General features: G+C 61.3%; 13 protein-coding genes. 4 read left to right on the plus strand and 9 right to left on the minus strand.

Annotated features, from left to right (window positions below; genetic code table 11):
• The 3 genes from JWS10_RS19335 to JWS10_RS19345 all read right to left on the minus strand — a co-directional run.
• The coding region (locus JWS10_RS19335) for a hypothetical protein (RefSeq protein WP_299509426.1) at window positions 1–296 on the minus strand (296 nt) is incomplete at its 3' end.
• 62 nt (window positions 297–358) lie between these two features.
• The gene (gene lepA, locus JWS10_RS19340; RefSeq protein ID WP_299482793.1) at window positions 359–2,158 is read right to left on the minus strand and encodes a translation elongation factor 4; all 1,800 of its coding nucleotides are present in this window, start codon (window positions 2,156–2,158) and stop codon (window positions 359–361) included.
• A 47-nt stretch (window positions 2,159–2,205) separates the two neighbouring features.
• Window positions 2,206–2,811, minus strand: coding sequence for a TetR/AcrR family transcriptional regulator (locus JWS10_RS19345; RefSeq protein ID WP_299509427.1), 606 nt, complete (start codon window positions 2,809–2,811; stop codon window positions 2,206–2,208).
• A 95-nt stretch (window positions 2,812–2,906) separates the two neighbouring features.
• Here JWS10_RS19345 and JWS10_RS19350 point away from each other — a divergent pair, with 95 nt between their 5' ends.
• Together JWS10_RS19350 and JWS10_RS19355 are read left to right on the plus strand one after the other, a co-directional pair.
• Entirely contained in the window at window positions 2,907–3,644 is a 738-nt protein-coding gene (locus JWS10_RS19350) for an SDR family oxidoreductase (RefSeq protein ID WP_299509428.1), read from the plus strand.
• 197 nt (window positions 3,645–3,841) lie between these two features.
• On the plus strand, window positions 3,842–4,153 hold the full coding sequence (locus JWS10_RS19355; RefSeq protein ID WP_366943563.1) for a hypothetical protein: 312 nt from the start codon (window positions 3,842–3,844) through the stop codon (window positions 4,151–4,153).
• Between the two features lie 79 nt (window positions 4,154–4,232).
• Here JWS10_RS19355 and JWS10_RS19360 read toward each other — a convergent pair whose 3' ends face one another.
• The 5 genes from JWS10_RS19360 to rpmB form a co-directional block, all read right to left on the minus strand.
• On the minus strand, window positions 4,233–4,889 hold the full coding sequence (locus JWS10_RS19360; RefSeq protein WP_299509429.1) for a pyridoxamine 5'-phosphate oxidase family protein: 657 nt from the start codon (window positions 4,887–4,889) through the stop codon (window positions 4,233–4,235).
• 114 nt (window positions 4,890–5,003) lie between these two features.
• A complete protein-coding gene (locus tag JWS10_RS19365; RefSeq protein WP_299509431.1) occupies window positions 5,004–5,555 on the minus strand; it encodes a 2OG-Fe(II) oxygenase in 552 nt (183 codons plus the stop codon).
• 42 nt (window positions 5,556–5,597) lie between these two features.
• On the minus strand, window positions 5,598–6,119 hold the full coding sequence (locus tag JWS10_RS19370; RefSeq protein ID WP_299509432.1) for a copper chaperone PCu(A)C: 522 nt from the start codon (window positions 6,117–6,119) through the stop codon (window positions 5,598–5,600).
• Window positions 6,120–6,154: 35 nt separating this feature from the next.
• Window positions 6,155–6,499, minus strand: coding sequence for a hypothetical protein (locus tag JWS10_RS19375; protein ID WP_299509433.1), 345 nt, complete (start codon window positions 6,497–6,499; stop codon window positions 6,155–6,157).
• Between the two features lie 139 nt (window positions 6,500–6,638).
• A complete protein-coding gene (gene rpmB, locus JWS10_RS19380) occupies window positions 6,639–6,926 on the minus strand; it encodes a 50S ribosomal protein L28 (RefSeq protein ID WP_299482816.1) in 288 nt (95 codons plus the stop codon).
• Between the two features lie 420 nt (window positions 6,927–7,346).
• On the opposite strand from rpmB, the gene JWS10_RS19385 reads away from it, so the two are divergent.
• Window positions 7,347–12,707 carry a Hint domain-containing protein gene (locus tag JWS10_RS19385; protein ID WP_299509434.1) on the plus strand — a complete coding sequence of 1,787 codons (5,361 nt, stop codon included), beginning with the start codon at window positions 7,347–7,349 and terminating at the stop codon, window positions 12,705–12,707.
• A 298-nt stretch (window positions 12,708–13,005) separates the two neighbouring features.
• On the opposite strand, the gene meaB is transcribed toward JWS10_RS19385, so the two are convergent.
• Complete coding sequence (meaB, locus tag JWS10_RS19390) at window positions 13,006–13,980, minus strand: methylmalonyl Co-A mutase-associated GTPase MeaB (protein WP_299509435.1); 975 nt, start codon at window positions 13,978–13,980, stop codon at window positions 13,006–13,008.
• Window positions 13,981–14,216: 236 nt separating this feature from the next.
• Here meaB and hrpB point away from each other — a divergent pair, with 236 nt between their 5' ends.
• Complete coding sequence (hrpB, locus tag JWS10_RS19395; RefSeq protein WP_299509474.1) at window positions 14,217–16,643, plus strand: ATP-dependent helicase HrpB; 2,427 nt, start codon at window positions 14,217–14,219, stop codon at window positions 16,641–16,643.
• Window positions 16,644–16,919: the final 276 nt, after the last annotated feature.

The following is a 16,919-nucleotide window of genomic DNA, read 5'->3' on the forward strand; positions in this document are numbered from 1 at the left end:
TCCCTCCGCTTTTCTCTTGACCGAAACTTCCCGAAACCATCCTTAACGAAAATATTCGGCAATTTTCTTAGCCGATCTAGATCCGCTTTTCTCTCCACGAACTCCGCTTCAAACTCGGCCTCTGATTGGTTTGATTTTTTCGCCGGAAGACTGTCGTAGATGAAAGTTCTGTCCTTACCAGTGATATTTCGCCAATCTATTTTCGCCCAAATATCCACGCCAATCTCTTTCGAGTATGATCGGCACAATTCACGAAAAAACTCACCATCAATTAGCTTGTAAATAATTGGAGCCATATCATTATTCCTTGTCCCCGATCGGCTGCTATTAAGGCCCAAGCCAAATCCGAGATTCACCCTCAGCTGTCCATCTTAAGCGCTGAGATAAACGCCTCCTGCGGAATCTCCACCTTACCAAACTGGCGCATCCGCTTCTTACCGGCTTTCTGCTTCTCCAGCAGTTTCTTCTTCCGGGTGGCGTCGCCGCCGTAGCACTTCGCGGTGACGTCTTTGCGCATGGCGGAGAGGGTTTCGCGGGCGATCACCCGCGCTCCGATTGCGGCTTGGATCGGGATTTTGAACATATGGCGGGGGATCAGGTCTTTGAGTTTTTCGACCATGGCGCGGCCTCGGGCTTCGGCGCGATCACGGTGGACCATCATCGACAGCGCATCGACGGGTTCCTCGTTGACAAGAATCGACATTTTGACAAGGAAATCTTCACGATATTCCGAGATGCTATAGTCAAAGGAGGCATAGCCCTGCGTGACCGATTTCAGGCGGTCGTAGAAATCGAACACCACTTCGGCGAGCGGCAAATCGTAGACCACCATGGCGCGGGAGCCTGCATAGGACAGGTCCAACTGGATGCCGCGGCGGTCTTGGCAGAGCTTCAGCACGTCGCCGAGGTATTCGTCGGGAACCATGATGGTGGCCTTGATCCGAGGTTCCTCGATGTGGTCGATATAGGTGAGGTCGGGCATGTCGGCGGGGTTGTGCAGGTCTTGCACGGTGCCGTCTTTCATGTGGAGTTTGAACACGACCGAGGGGGCGGTGGTGATCAGGTCGATGTCATATTCGCGCTCCAGTCGGTCGCGGATGACTTCGAGGTGAAGCAGGCCAAGGAAGCCGCAGCGAAAGCCGAAGCCGAGGGCGGCGGAGGTTTCCATCTCGGTCGAGAACGAGGCGTCGTTGAGCGAGAGTTTTTCGATGGCGTCGCGCAGGGCTTCAAACTCGGCAGCGTCAACCGGGAACAGGCCGCAGAACACGACGGGCTGGGCGGGTTTGAAGCCGGGGAGCGCCTGCGCGCAGCCTTTGCGTTCGTGGGTGACGGTGTCGCCGACGCGGGTGTCGCGGACTTGCTTGATCGAGGCGGTGAAGATGCCGATCTCGCCGGGCCCAAGCTCGTCGATATCGACCATCTGGGGTTTGAGAACCGACAGTTTATCAATGCCATAGACGGCGTTGGTCTGCATCATGCGGACGCGGTCGCCCTTTTTCATCACGCCATCCATGACGCGCACCATCACGACAACGCCGAGGTAGGCGTCATACCATGAGTCGACGAGCATGGCCTTGAGGGGGGCATCGCGGTCGCCTTTGGGGGGCGGCAGGCGGGTGACGATAGCCTCTAGCACGTCAGGAATGCCGAGGCCGGATTTGGCGGAGATCAGCACGGCATCGGACGCGTCCAGGCCGATGACGTCCTCGATCTGCTGGCGGATGCGGTCAGGTTCGGCTGCCGGAAGGTCGATTTTGTTCAGGACGGGGACGATTTCGTGGCCAGCGTCGAGGGCTTGGTAGACGTTGGCGAGGGTTTGAGCCTCAACCCCTTGGGAGGCATCGACGACCAGCAGCGAGCCTTCAACCGCGCGCATCGAGCGGGAGACTTCGTAGGCGAAATCGACGTGGCCGGGGGTGTCGATCAGGTTGAGGATGTAGGTTTTGCCATCCTTCGCCGGATATTCGATCCGCACCGTGTTGGCCTTGATGGTGATGCCGCGCTCACGCTCGATATCCATGCTGTCCAGCATCTGCGCCTTCATATCGCGCGCAGCCACCGTGCCGGTCATCTGAATGAGCCGGTCGGCGAGGGTGGATTTACCGTGGTCAATGTGAGCCACGATGGAGAAGTTGCGGATGAGATCAAGCTGGGTCATGCGCTGCGTATAGCGTGAAGCGGCGCAGGCGTGAAGGGGGTGTGGCCTCAGGCTTTTGGCCACGCATTCAGCGCGATATCGACGGCTTTGATTAGGGCATCGCGCGGCGCGCCGCCTTGTGCCAAAGCGGCGGCACCGGCCAAGGTAATCTCAATGAAATCGGCCAATGATTTGGGGTCGGCGTCGGGCGGCAACTGGCCCTCGGCTACCGCGCGCTTAAGCCTTGCGTCGAGCGCGATGCGGGCGTTTTGGCTGGCTTTTGCAAGGGCTGCGGCGACGGCTTCCGGCATGTCGGTGCTGCCCGTGGCGGCGGCGTTTGTGATTATAAAGCAGCCAGCAGGCATTTTTTTTGCGGTCAGCTTATCAACCGTCACCAGCATAAAGCTGCGAATCGCGGTGAATGCGTCGGGTTCGGCTTGCAAAGCCGCGATTGCGGGCGTGCCGAAGTGGCTGGTGTAGCGATCAAGCGCTGCCAAAAACAGCGCCTCTTTATTGCCGAATGCGCCGTATAGGCTGGGTTTGTTCAGGCCCGTTGCGCTGCAAAGATCAGTGAGAGATGTGCCGATAAAGCCTTGTTTCCAAAACACATCCAGCACCTTTTCCAAGGTGTCCTGATCATCAAAACTGCGTGGGCGGCCACGTTGTGCGGTCATGAAGCGTTTCCGGGTTGACGATTTTTATACCGATCGGTATTAAATACCACTCGGTATAAATATAACGCGGACTAGCGCCGCAGGAAAGGCTCATCATGGGAAAGTTGCAAGGTAAGCGGGTTTTGATCACCGGCGGCACCACCGGCATCGGCTTGGCAACGGCAAAGCTGTTTCTGGCGGAAGGTGCACGGGTGGCAATTACGGGCCAAGATGCGACCCGAGTTGCGGCGGCTGGGCTTGAACTCGGCGATGGGGCGATTGCGCTGAAGGCCAATGTGGCCGACCGGGCAGATATGAGTCGGGCGATTGAGCAAGTTGTGGCGGCGTTTGGCGGGATTGACGTGCTGTTTGCCAATGCCGGGATTGCGACACCGCAGCCGTTGGAGGCGATGGACGACGCACATATCGCCGACTTGCTGGATGTGAATGTGAAAGGCGTCGTGCTGAGCCTGCAACTGGCGTTGCCATATCTGAGTAATCCGGCCTCGGTTATTCTGACCGGCTCGGCGGTGATTGGCAAAGCTGCCGTTCAAAACAGCATGTATGCGGCGACCAAGGCGGCGGTGCGGTCTTTGGCGCGAAGTTTCTCGGCCGAATTGGCACCGCGCGGCGTTCGGGTGAACGTGCTGTCACCGGGAGCTACCCAAACACCGATTTTTAGCAAAATTGGTTTGCCGCAAGAGATTCTCGATGGCTTCTTGCCGAAGATTGCCGCCGGGCGGTTTGCGTTGCCGGAGGAGATGGCGCAAGCAGCACTGTATCTGGCAAGCGACGACAGTCTCTACATGCTAGGCAATGACTTGATTATCGATGGCGGTTATTCGACGCTGTAAGCTATCTATGACCAAGCGTTCCGGCCCTACATTTTGGGGCCGGATGCGTCGGCGATGCTTTTGCTGGTATGGGCTGCGGGATAAAGATCAAGGCAGCCGAAACGCTTGAAAACTGTTGCCAGACAAGGGATAATGCTCGCAGTTAATGACCTGTCGTTGAGGGCAACCCGGCGGTGGGCGGTAGAGGTAGAGCGATGATGAAATATATCTTATTCGCGGTCAGTTTGGCCGTGGCGATGCCGGTTATGAGCAGTTTTGCCCATGCCGGACCGATTGAGAGTGCGTGCAACCGATCCGATCGCAAGCAGTCGAATCGGCAGTTGTGCGGCTGTATTGAGCAGGTTGCCGACCAGACGCTGAGTGGCGGCGACCAGCGGCGGGCGGCGAGTTTCTTCAAAGACCCTGAGAAGGCGCATAAGGTCTGGATGTCGAAATCCAAAAGCGATGACGCGTTTTGGGATCGCTACAAGGCATTCAGCGCGCAGGCTCGGGTTTATTGCGGCGGGTGAGTTGGAGGGCTTAAACCCTGCAAGTCATTGCCACGCTTAGCGATCTTGCGGGTGTGCAGGTGGGGTAGCATCCCCTGCCCTAGTGACCAAAGCGGTAGTTTTTGACGTGGTCTGGGATGGCTATGTCGGGGCTTAGGTCTGGGGCTGGGATAGGTGCGCCCATGGTGAGTTGGATCGGCAGGATGCCCGCCCAGACCGGGGTGTTGATATCCTCGGGCGGATCGGTGGGCATTCCGGCGCCGACCTTGGCGGAAGCCTCGGTCAGCGGCAGGGTCAGGATTGCGGTGGCTTTGAGTTCCTGCTCGGTCATCGGGCGAAGTTGATCCCAGCGACCGGGGAACATGTGCTCTATCATCGCTTTCAGCGCCTCGGCTTTTTCGCGGGCGTTGATGACGGCGCGGGCCTCACCGAACACCATCACCGAGCGGAAATTAACTGAATGCTCTAAGCCGGAGCGGGCCAGCACCATGGCGTCGGTCAGGGTAACGGTGACGCAGACCTGCGCATCCTTGGCCGTGCGTAGGGTGCGGCTGGCGGTGGAGCCGTGCCAGTAGATCTGATCACCGATGCGCCATTGCAGGGTGGGGATCACAATCGGCGCGCCGTCTTTGACATAACCGACATGGGCGATCGGCATCGTATCGAGGATCGCGTCAATCGTGGCGCGGTCGTAGGCGGCTTTCTCGTGCATACGGCGGGCGCGGGCGCGGTCGGTGGGGGCTTTGGGCTCGGTCATTTTGTGCTCTTATTGATTGCCGACGGGGCTGGTTGGATTGGCTTGGGGAGCGCGCCGCGCGGGGATATTTATCGCCAATGTGAAATGGGTAGGGTTTTATTAGCGGAAGGTGCGTTAACGGAAGCTGGGGCCGTGTGACCAGAGGGTGAGCGACCAGCGGGTGCCTGCGGTGAGGGGGGTGACGCGGTGCAGGGTGAAGCTGGGGAAGATGGTGGCTGCGCCGCGGCTGCGGGGGGCTTGGGTGATGTTGCTGTCGGGGCGGATTTCTAGCGTGCCGCCTTCGTAGCTGGCGGGGTCGGAGAGTTGCACGACGATGGTGAGTTTGCGCTTGGCGGCCCATGGACCTGCACCAATATCGCTGTGCCAGTCGAAATGGCCCTCCCGTTCGGCGGTGTAGCGGGCGACTTGTGGGCTTTCGCCAAAATCGGTGAGGTCAAACTGGAACGCCTCGCGGTTGGCTTGGGCGGTGAGGGTGATCATGCGGTCCAGCACCCAAGCCGCCTCGGGGATGTCGTCAAGCCAAGCGATCTCGGCCCGGCGGATATTGTGGGCGGTGGTGCCGCCGACTAGCCCTGCGTCTTTCAGGTGGTGCGCCGCGATCAGGGCGATCAGGCGATCACACTCATCTGGCGAGAGCGCGTTGGGCAGCGAGATATGCGGGATCATGCGTGGCCTTTTTGGGCGGGGTTTGCGGCCCCGCCTGTTGGTTCAGTTAGCGGGGGCGTCCATCGTGCCGTGATCCATGCCGGGCATATCGGCCATTGGATCGGCAACAGCACCGGGTTTGCGGGCGTTATCGACCGGGACATCGAGCGTGACGACGCCTGCCTTCTCGAAGGTCAGGGTGAGGTGAATCACATCGCCGTTTTTCAGCTTTTGGCGCAGGCCCATCAGCATGATGTGATCGCCGCCGCGTTTCAGGGCGTGGCCTTGCTGGGCGGGGATTGGGAAGCCTTCGGGGACGGCGGACATGCTCATCACGCCGCCTGCGGAGGCGGTGCTGGTGTGCATCTCAACCCGTTCGGCAATGTCAGAGGCGACGCCGATCAAGCGATCATCGGTGTTGGCGTGGTTGGCGATTTCGAGGAAAATGCCGCCGGTGCCGCCGATACCGCCGCTGGTGCGGGCGTAGGGGTTCTCGATATGGACGCCTTGGTCGGCCGGGGCTGTCTGCGCGAAGGCGGGCGCGGCGATGAGGAGGGCTGCGGCGATGAGGGATGTGAGACGCATGGGGGTTCCTTTGCGATTGATCTGATTGGGCCGGGTCAGATTGGCAAAGGTGGGTCGCGGGCGGATTGGTTTGGGGGAGTGGCGGTGGTGTGAGGGGCGACGGCGTATTGGCGTGTGGCGATGCTGCGGGTTACGGGACGAGAGATTTGCGGCTGGTGGGGCAGCAGGCTGGCCGGCGCTATGGTGCAGTCGGGACAGCGGTGCGCGGTGGGGATGGGTTTGCCGGTGGCGTCTAGGGTGACGGTGGTGAGGCCCGCACTGGTGTCGGCGCAGATTTCCATTTGGACAGCGCCCTGCATCTCGGAATGCATCACCGCCGCGTGGACCGAGGTGGTCGCAAGCGTCAGGGCGAGCAGCGCGGAGAGCAGGTGGCGGATCATCGTTTGGGTTTAGCGCAGGCGGGGCTGCGGGGGAAGGCGACAGTTTGTCAGCGGCTTGCGCCCTGCCCTGTCGAGCATTTCAAACGACAAAAGCCCCGCCTGAGAACAGGCAGGGCTTTTGCTTAGTCAGCGCAAGAAATCAGACGGTGGCCTGAGCCTTGGCAATCTCTTTTTTGATCTTCAGCGCGTCGAGCGACAGATCAGCGTCTTTGGCTTTTGCCATGAACGCATCAAGACCGCCACGATGATCGACGGTGCGCAGAGCCGCAGCCGAGATCTTCAGCGAGAAGGATTTGCCCAGAACGTCCGAAATCAGGGTGACCTGATTGAGGTTCGGCAGGAACCGACGACGGGATTTGTTGTTGGCGTGGCTGACAGTGTTGCCAGACATCGGGCCTTTGCCAGAGAGTTCGCAGACGCGAGACATGGTCGTATTCCTTGTCAGTTTACCGTGTCGGTTAAGACAACTTAAGACAGATGGGCCACCACCCGAAGGGCAGAACCCGAATTTGATTTTGGGCATTTACGGGTAATCCGGCGGCGCGTCAAGCGGGCTGGCCAAGAAAAGCCGGGCAAATTGATGATCGCCAAGCGTGATCCACCAGATGACGCGCGAGTGATTTCATCCGCGACGTTGATGTTTACCTGCCAGAGCGCCGCTCATGCGACACTTTAGGCGCTCAAAAGCGTTTGTTTGCCCCAATACGTCACCGAATTATCACTCTATGGGGAGAAAATCGAGGAGTGCTGTCCAATTTTCGCCATAGTTTAGGCGCATTTGGCATAGTTCAGAGGCAAATAGACTTGGGCGTTAGATCCGGGCAAACGAGCAGAGCAGAGCAGAGCAGTGGCAGCATATGGCGGAACGGCAGGGAATGATTCCCTGGGTGGCGGGGCTTTTTCCGATACGATAACGGGATTAGGCGGCGACGACACACTTGATGGGGGAAGTTCGGCTGACACGCTTTATGGCGGCGATGGCAACGACCTGATCTATGGCGGCAATGACTTAGTCGGTTCAGTTGCCGATAAGCTTTACGGCGGCAATGGCAATGACACTCTGATCGGCAACGCGGGCTCTGATCTGCTGGATGGCGGCGCGGGCATTGATAGCGCGGATTACAGCGATTCGACCTCGGCTGTGACGGTTTCACTGGCGACGGGTGCGGGTTCTGGCGGCGATGCGGCGGGCGACACGCTGACGGGTATTGAGAATATTGTGGGCTCTGGCTACGCCGATAGGCTGACCGGAGACGCAGGCGACAACGTGTTATACGGCGCTGTGGGCGCGGATAGTTTGGTGGGCGGTGCGGGCAATGACAGCCTTTACGGCGGTCTTGATAGCGATACGCTTATTGGTGGCACTGGGGCCGATAGCTTAGACGGTGGTGGTGGTTCGGATGATGTCGATTACTCGGCTTCAACCGCAGCGATCAACGTTAATCTGACCAGCGGCGTGGGGCTGGGTGGCGATGCGCAGGGCGATATTCTGCTCAATATCGAGGATGTGATCGGCACTGGTTTTGCCGATACCATTATCGGATCGACAGCCACCAACATGCTTTACGGTGCTGCTGGCGCGGATAATTTGGATGGTGGCGCGGGCGCTGACAGCCTTTATGGCGGCAACGATAATGACACGCTTACGGGTGGTTCTGGGGCGGATTCGCTTGCCGGCGGATCGGGACTTGATACCGCAGATTACAGCACGGCGACTGCGGGTGTGGCGGCGAGTCTGACCACCAATACCGGCACGGTTGGCGATGCAGCAGGCGATGTGTTTAACGCGATTGAGAACTTGGCGGGTTCGGCTTTCAACGACACTCTGGTTGGTGATGGCACTGCCAATGCGCTATATGGTGCTGCTGGCAATGACAGCCTGAACGGGGCTGCGGGCGTCGATAGCCTGTATGGCGGGGATGGCAATGACACGCTGATAGGCGGTGCCGCGGCTGACGTTATCGACGGCGGCTTGGGGATTGATACAGCGGATTATTCGGCGGCAAGCGCAGCCGTGACGGTCAATCTGGCGACGAATGTGAACACGGGCAGCGATGCGGCGGGCGATAGTCTGAGCGGCATTGAGGCGGTGATCGGCAGCGGCTTTAACGACAGTCTGACCGGGGACGCGGGTGCGAACTCGCTTTACGGCGGGGCTGGCAATGACACGCTGACGGGGGGTGGCGGGGCTGATCTGCTGGACGGTGGTGCTGGCACCGATACGGTGGATTATACCGCCTCGGGCGCGGGGGTGACGATCAACCTTGCAACTGGCTCGGCAGCGGGCGGTGATGCGGCTGGAGATACGCTGGTTGGGGTCGAGAACATCATCGGCTCGGGTCAGGCGGATGTGATTACTGGCGACGGCGCGGCAAACGTATTTTACGGCGCGGCTGGGGCGGATGATCTTGAGGGCGGCGCGGGCAATGACTCGCTTTATGGCGGGGCGGATAATGACACCCTGGCAGGCGGCACTGGCAGCGATAGCCTGGACGGTGGCGGGGGCAATGATACTGCGGATTATTCGGCGGCAACGGCAGCGGTTGCGGTCAGCCTGACGACAGGAACTGGCACTGCGGGTGAGGCTGCGGGCGATGTGCTGACGGGGATCGAGAACCTGATCGGCTCGGGTTTCAACGATACGCTTGTCGGCGATGGCAATGCCAATGCTTTGTATGGCGCGGTTGGTAACGACAGTCTGAGCGGGGCGGCGGGCGTTGACAGCCTTTATGGCGGCGACGGCAACGACTTGCTGGTCGGTGGCGCTGGTGGCGATAGCTTGGAAGGTGGCGCGGGGATTGATACGGCGGATTATTCGGCCTCGACCACTGGCGTCACTGTCAATTTCGCGACGGGCGTGGGGACTGGCGGCGATGCGGCGGGTGATACTCTGGTGGGTATCGAGAATATCACCGGGTCGGGTTCGGCGGATAGTCTGACGGGCGATGCCAGCAACAACGTGCTGGACGGAGGCGCTGGCAATGACACGTTGGCGGGAGGCGCCGGGGCCGACACGCTGATTGGCGGCAGCGGCACCGATACGGCGGATTACACGACCTCTGGCGCGGCGGTGGCGATTTCGCTGACGGCTGGCACGGCGTCGGGCGGTGATGCGCAGGGCGATGTTCTCAGCGGGTTTGAGAACCTAATCGGCTCAAGCTTTAATGACACGTTGACCGGCGATACGGCGGCGAATGCGCTAAGCGGAGCGGATGGCAACGACGTGCTATATGGCGCGGCGGGCAGCGACAGTCTGTTTGGCGGCAATGGCAACGACACGCTGTTTGGCGGAGCGGGCAATGACAGCCTCGACGGTGGCGCGGGGATTGATACCGCCGATTACAGCGCATCCACAGCGGCGGTGAACGTTGCGCTCAGCACCTCCACCAATACTGGGGGGGATGCAGCGGGTGATACGCTGGCGGGTATCGAGAACCTGATCGGCTCGGCTTACAATGATAGTTTGACCGGAAGCTGGGAGGCGAATTACCTGTCGGGCGGCGCGGGCATCGACAGCCTCTATGGCGGCGACGGCGATGATACGTTGGCGGGTGGTGCTGGGGTTGACGTGATTAACGGCGGGTCCGGGCAGGACTTTGCCGATTATTCCGCCAGCGGTGCGGCCGTGTCGATCAACCTGACCACCTGGACCGCGCTTTATGGCGATGCGCAGGGCGATCAGCTGACCGGCACCGACGGGGTGATCGGTTCGGCGTTCAATGACACCATCATTGGTTTTGATGATCAAGGCATCAGCGGGGACGTTTACACCAACATTTTCTTTGGTGGGGGTGGTGACGACTACCTGGACGGCAAGGGCAACAATGACGTGCTTTACGGCGGATCGGACAACGACAGCGTCTATGGCGGCACCGGCGATGATGCGGGCTATGGGGGCGTTGGCAACGATCAGATCCACGGCGGAGACGGTAACGACAGCTCGTTTGGCGAGGCTGGCAATGACGTGGCTTACGGCGGCGCAGGCAATGATGCGACCGACGGCGGCAGCGGCAATGATGCATTGTACGGCGATGCGGGCGAGGACACTTCCAGCGGTGGCACCGGCAATGACAGCGTTTACGGTGGCGACGGCAATGATGTGCTGGACGGCAGCGACGGCGAGGACTCGGTCTATGGCGACGTGGGCAATGACAGCGTCGGCGGCGGTATCGGCAACGATGTGGTGTCAGGCGGCGACGGCAATGACAGCGTAGATGGTGGAGACGGCAACGACTCGGTTTACGGCGATGTGGGCAATGACAGTGTTGGCGGCGGTGCTGGCAATGACAGCGTTTATGGCGGGCTTGGCAATGACGTGGTCGCGGGTGGCGACGGTAATGATGGGGTTTATGGCGGCGACGGCACGGACAGCGTCGATGGCGGCATCGGCGACGATACTGTCAGCGGTGATGCAGGCGATGACACTGTGCTTGGTGGGGCTGGCAACGACAGCGTTCTAGGAGGCGACGGCAATGACTGCGTCGATGGTGGGCTGGGTGATGACTCGGTCTATGGCGATGCCGGCAATGACGTGGTGTTCGGCGGCGCTGGCAATGACAGCGTATACGGCGGCGTTGGCAATGATGTGGTCGCGGGTGGCGACGGCAATGATGGGGTTTTTGGCGGCGACGGCACAGACAGCGTCGACGGCGGCATCGGCGACGATACTGTGTTGGGCGATGCGGGCAATGACAGTGTCGGCGGCGGCGTTGGCAATGACGTGGTTTATGGCGGCACCGGCAACGATAGCGTCGATGGTGGTGATGGCAACGACAGTGTCAGTGGAGATGCGGGCGATGATACGGTGCTGGGCGGTCTCGGCAACGACAGCGTCTACGGCGGCGATGGCAATGATAGCGTTGACGGCGGCACTGGCGATGATCAGGTGTTTGGTGGTGCTGGCACCGATCTGGTCTATGGCGGACTGGGCAACGACACGCTGGACGGTGGCACTGGCAGCGATCAGCTTTACGGCGGTGATGGCAATGATGGGGTCGGCGGCGGCGATGGCAACGATCAGGTCTATGGCGGCGATGGCAACGACAGCGTTGATGGCGGTGACGGCGACGATACCGTGCTTGGCGATGCGGGCAATGATGCGGTCTACGGTGGTGCGGGCAATGACAGCGTAGACGGCGGCACTGGCAACGATCAGGTTTACGGTGGCTCGGGCAATGACTCCGTCTATGGCGGGCTAGGCGAAGACAGCCTCGACGGCGGTATCGGCAATGATGGCCTCTACGGCGGCAGCGGCAATGATGCGCTGGACGGGGGCGCGGGCAACGACGGCCTCTATGGCGGCAGCGGCAATGATGTGCTGTTTGGCGGCGATGGCAATGATGTGCTTTACGGCGGTGATGGCACCGACGTGCTTTATGGCGGGCCGGGCGTCGATACCTTTATCGGCGGCGCTGGGGCCGATACGATCTTTGCCGGTGCGGGCGATGTCGTGGACGGTGGATCAAGTGGCAGCGATTGGGATGTGCTGGATCTAACCGGGCAGGCTCCGTTCAAGATCGTGCGAGATCCGGCGAACCATCTGAATGGCGTGGTGACGTTTTATGATGCTGACGGAAATGTCACCGGCACGCTGGTATTTAACGACATCGAAAGCATCGTGTCGTGCTTTACTCCGGGCACTCAGATCGCAACACTGCAAGGCGATGTGGCCGTAGAAGCTTTGCAGGTCGGCGATATGGTGATCACCCGCGACAATGGCGCGCAACAGATACGCTGGATCGGCTCGCGTCGGATCAGTCGGGGCGAGATGCGCCGCGATGCCAGTCTGCAACCCGTTATGATCAAAGCCGGCGCGCTGGGCGAGGGATTGCCGCTGGTGGATATGATGGTGTCACGGCAGCACCGCATGTTGATCAGCGGGGCGCGCGCCGCCTTGCTGTTTGGCAGCGATGAAGTTCTGGTGCGTGCGCAGCATTTGTTGTGTCTGCCCGGCGTCTCGGTGGCGGAGGTTGAGGCGGTGACCTATCTGCACATCCTTTTTGATCGACATGAGGTGATTTTGGCGGATGGCGCATGGAGCGAAAGCTTCCAGCCCGGTGATCGCACCATGGAAGGCATGGATGCCGATCAGCGCGATGAAATCTACAAGGTTTTCCCGGAGTTGAGCGAAACTGCCGCACTTGGGCGGTTTGAAGCGGCGCGGCCAACGCTGCGATCATTCGAGGCTCGGGTTCTGTTGGCGGCGTAATTTCAGGATCCGCCTGAGTAAAAAAAAGGGCGGCCTCGGGGGGCATCGAGCCCCCGCTCGGCCGCGCTGTCGCGGATATTATTCCGAGCGGTGTGTGGCGCGATAGGGCTGCGCCTCCGGCTGGGATATTTGAGCCAATGTGAAACGCTGGGCGGAGTGTGGGAGTCGCGCGAGGGTTTATGTGAGTGGAACTTGCGTTCGACGGTAGGTTTTGCGCCTAAAGAGTCGCCAATCCTAAAGTTTCGAAGCGGGATACCCATAAGACCCGTGACAGGATGTGCAGGAAAGACTTCTATTCTCAAAGCCGGTGCAGCAGCGTCAAGACTTGCCGTGCGGCGGCTTCTGGGGTGGTGCGGCCTTCGGCGACAGCGCGGCCGTGTTCTGCAACAATGCCTTTGGTAGGCTCTTGTTGCAACACGGCGAGCAGGCCCTGCCGCAATTCCTCGCCAAACCAATGCTGAGCCTGTTGGCCACGCCGCGTTGCCCAATGACCCTGGGCGCGTCGCCATTCGGCCAGCGCCTGCATCTCTGTCCACGCGAGGCTTAGGTTGGCTTGTTCCAGCGCCGAGACGGTCATCGCTTTGGGATAGCCCGGCGGATCTTGCGGACGTTTGCGCAGCAGGCGAAGCGCGCCCGCGTAATCGGCGCAGGTGCGCATCGCGGCGGATTTCAGATCGCCGTCGGCTTTGTTGACGAGGATCAGATCGGCCATCTCCATGATGCCGCGCTTGACGCCTTGCAGTTCATCACCGCCAGCGGGGGCGAGCAGCAGGATGAACAGATCGCAAAGCTCGGCGACCACGGTTTCGGATTGGCCGACGCCAACGGTTTCGATCAGGATGATGTCAAAGCCCGCAGCCTCGCAAAGCGCCACGGCTTCACGGGTGCGACGGGCGACGCCGCCCATCTGGGCTTGGCTGGGCGAGGGGCGGATGAAGGCGAGCGGATCACGGGCGAGCCGCTCCATCCGGGTTTTATCGCCGAGGATGGAGCCGCCATTGCGCGCCGAGGACGGATCGACAGCGAGGACGGCGACGCGCTTGGCTTGCGCGGTGAGCATCAGCCCGAAGCTTTCGATGAAGGTGGATTTGCCAACGCCCGGCGTGCCGGAAAGCCCGATGCGCAAGGCTTGTTTTTGGTTGCCTAGCATTTGCAGCAAGTCCAGCGCCTGCGCGCGATGATCTTTGCGCGCGCTTTCGACCAGCGTAATAGCGCGGGCCAGGCTGCGGCGATCGCCGGATTGCAGGTTGCGGGCTAGGGTGGCGAGATCCATGGCGTCTCCTTTTATTGGTTTTGCCCGATGACGCTGGGTTTTGCCAGTGTGAGTTGAAACAGGGGCGACCTCGGGGGGCATCGAGCCCCCGCTCGGTCGCGCTGCCGGGAGATGGATTTGAAAGGGCGTGCTGGTGGATGTTTGGGAGCCTCCGGCGGGGATATTTGTGAATAGGTGAAATATGAAGGAAGTTGTGGGTGCTGGCCAAGCCGGGGCGGTTGCGGGATAAGGCTGGTATGATCAGATTGCCGATAGAAGATGTGTTGGGCGAGGTGCGGGCTGCGGTTGCGGCGCGCGGGATGGTGGTTTTGCAGGCACCGCCGGGGGCAGGCAAGACGACGCTGGTGCCGTTGGATTTGCTGGCGTCGGGGTTGATTTCTGGTCGGATCGTGATGCTGGAGCCACGGCGATTGGCGGCTCGGGCCGCGGCAGAGCGGATGGCGGAGACGTTGGGCGAGGCTGTTGGCGTGACGGTGGGCTACCGGATACGGGGTGAGGCGAAGGTATCGAAAGCGACGCGGATTGAGGTGGTGACTGAGGGGATTTTGACCCGGATGATCCAGAGCGATCCGGGGTTGGAAGGCGTTGGGGCGCTGATCTTTGACGAGTTCCACGAGCGCAGTTTGAATGCCGATCTCGGGTTGGCTTTGGCGTTGGAAATTCGCGGCGCTTTGCGGGACGATCTGGTGTTGGTGGTGATGTCGGCGACGTTGGATGCGGGACCAGTGGCGGCTTTGATGGGCGATGCGCCGGTGGTGACCTCAATGGGGCGGGCATTTGCGGTGGAGACGCGGTGGCTGGGGCGGGTGCCGGATGCGTCTTTGCGGTTTGAGGCCGGGGTGGCGGGTTTGGTGCGGCAGGCGGTGGAGGAGACGACCGGCGGGGTGTTGGTGTTTTTGCCGGGTGAGGGGGAAATTCGGCGGGTGGAGGCGATGCTTTCGGGGCTGCCGGGGTGTGAGGTGCGGCCTTTGTTTGGGGCGATGGAGTTTGCGGCGCAGCGGGCGGCTTTGGGGCCGTCGGTGGGGCGCAAGGTGGTGTTGGCGACGTCGATTGCGGAAACTTCGCTGACCATCCCGGATATTCGCGTGGTGATTGATGGCGGGCGGGCGCGGCGTATGCGGTTTGATCCGAACTCTGGGATGTCGCGCTTGGTGACCGAGCGGGTGACCAAGGCGGAGGCCGAGCAGCGACGCGGGCGCGCGGGGCGTGTCGCTGCGGGGGTTTGTTATCGCTATTGGACCAAGGGCGAGGAAGGTGGGCTCGCGGCGTATCCTCCGGCGGAGATTGAGGCGGCGGATTTGACGGGGTTGGCGTTGGAGCTGGCTTTGTGGGGCGGTGATGTGGGGTTTCTGACTGCACCCAATGTGGGGGCGATGGCGGAGGCTCGGTTGCTGTTGGAGGGGTTGGGCGCGCTTTCGGGCGGGCGGATCACGCCGCATGGCCGGGTGCTGGCGGCTTTGCCGTTGCATCCCCGGTTGGCGCATATGCTGGCGGTGGCGGGGCCGGAGGCCGCGACTTTGGCGGCGGTGTTGGGTGAGCGGGATGTGCTGAAGGGTGCGCCGCCGGATCTGGCGCTGCGGGTGGCAGCGGTGGCGGATGTGCGGCGGTTTGAGGCTGCGCATCCGTGGCCGGTTTTGCGGCCGGTGGTGGAGCGGGTGAAGCTGGAGGCGCGGCGGTTGGCGCGGGCTGCTGCCGGGCCGGACGCGGGGTATAGTTTGGCGCAGATGGCGGCGCTGGCTTATCCGGACCGAATTGGGCTGCGGCGAAAAGGTGAGGCTCCGCGTTGGGTGTTGTCGGGCGGTAAGGGGGCGGTGATGGCGGCTGGCGCGCCGCTGGCCGGGGCGCGGCTGATTGTGGCTACGGATTTGGACGGCGATGCGCGGGAGGCTGCGGTGCGGCAGGCGGTCGGTATTTCTGAAGCCGAGTTGCGGGCGGTTTTCGGCGATCAGATCGCGTGGCGCGAGGTGTGTTTCTGGTCGAAACGTGAGGGCCGCGTGATGGCGCGGCGGCAGGAATGTTTCGGCGCGCTGGTGCTGGCGGATCTGCATTGGGATGCGCCTGCGGAGGCTGTGGCGCGGGCGGCTTTGGAGGGGATGCCGTTGAATGGGCTGCATTTCACGGCGGCGGCGCGGCGGCTTCGGGCTCGGGTGGAACTGGCGCGGGGCGGTGGGGATGCGTGGCCGGACTTTAGTGATCAGGGGTTGCTGGAGACGGCGGAGGACTGGTTGCTGCCGCATCTTTCGGGGGTGCGGACGGAAGCTGATTTGCGCGGGTTTGATCTGACGGAGGCGTTGAAGGCGCGGCTTTCGTGGGAGCAGGTGGCGGCGCTGGACAGACTGGTGCCGGGGGCGTTTGAGACGCCGTTGGGGCGGCGGGTGCCGATTGATTACGATGGTGAGGTGCCGGGGATTGAGGTGCGCTTGCAAGAGATGTTCGGGGTGGTGGTGCATCCGGTGGTGGGGGCGAAACGGTTGCCGCTGCGGGTAGTTTTGACCTCGCCGGGGCAGAAGACGATACAGGTGACGATGGATTTGCCGGGGTTCTGGAAGTCATCTTATGCGGACGTGAGGAAGGATATGCGGGGGCAGTATCCTCGGCATCCTTGGCCGGAAGACCCGACGGTTGCGGAGCCTACTTTACGGGCCAAGCCTCGGGGGACTTGAGGGGGCCACGTGCGGACAACTAGTAATTGATGTTGTATTTCAATGCGATAGGTTTTGCGTTAAGGTCGCGTTAAGAATCGGAGGCCGTCCCTTTTAGCATCAAATGGACGACTAGGCCGCAGCGATGTTGTAACGGGCGGGCAGCCGAAATCTGGAGACTGCCAATCCCTTGGACTGGCTACACGGGTTCGGACGGATGGAATCTGACGTTTTGCCAGAGTCCGCACACGGTGGGTAAGACGTCCGCACGTGGTTGGTAAGTCGGCCTAGTTAGGC

The sequence above is a fragment of the Cypionkella sp. genome (assembly GCF_028290025.1).
GTDB lineage: Bacteria > Pseudomonadota > Alphaproteobacteria > Rhodobacterales > Rhodobacteraceae > Cypionkella.

Coding starts and splice junctions, on each gene's coding strand:
- rpmB (WP_299482816.1), bottom strand. CDS start 6,926: ATGTCTCGCGTCTGCGAACTCTCTGGCAAAGGCCCGATGTCTGGCAAC.
- JWS10_RS19345 (WP_299509427.1), bottom strand. CDS start 2,811: ATGACCGCACAACGTGGCCGCCCACGCAGTTTTGATGATCAGGACACC.
- JWS10_RS19370 (WP_299509432.1), bottom strand. CDS start 6,119: ATGCGTCTCACATCCCTCATCGCCGCAGCCCTCCTCATCGCCGCGCCC.
- JWS10_RS19365 (WP_299509431.1), bottom strand. CDS start 5,555: ATGATCCCGCATATCTCGCTGCCCAACGCGCTCTCGCCAGATGAGTGT.
- JWS10_RS19350 (WP_299509428.1), top strand. CDS start 2,907: ATGGGAAAGTTGCAAGGTAAGCGGGTTTTGATCACCGGCGGCACCACC.
- meaB (WP_299509435.1), bottom strand. CDS start 13,980: ATGGATCTCGCCACCCTAGCCCGCAACCTGCAATCCGGCGATCGCCGC.
- JWS10_RS19360 (WP_299509429.1), bottom strand. CDS start 4,889: ATGACCGAGCCCAAAGCCCCCACCGACCGCGCCCGCGCCCGCCGTATG.
- JWS10_RS19355 (WP_366943563.1), top strand. CDS start 3,842: ATGAAATATATCTTATTCGCGGTCAGTTTGGCCGTGGCGATGCCGGTT.
- lepA (WP_299482793.1), bottom strand. CDS start 2,158: ATGACCCAGCTTGATCTCATCCGCAACTTCTCCATCGTGGCTCACATT.
- JWS10_RS19375 (WP_299509433.1), bottom strand. CDS start 6,499: ATGATCCGCCACCTGCTCTCCGCGCTGCTCGCCCTGACGCTTGCGACC.
- hrpB (WP_299509474.1), top strand. CDS start 14,217: ATGATCAGATTGCCGATAGAAGATGTGTTGGGCGAGGTGCGGGCTGCG.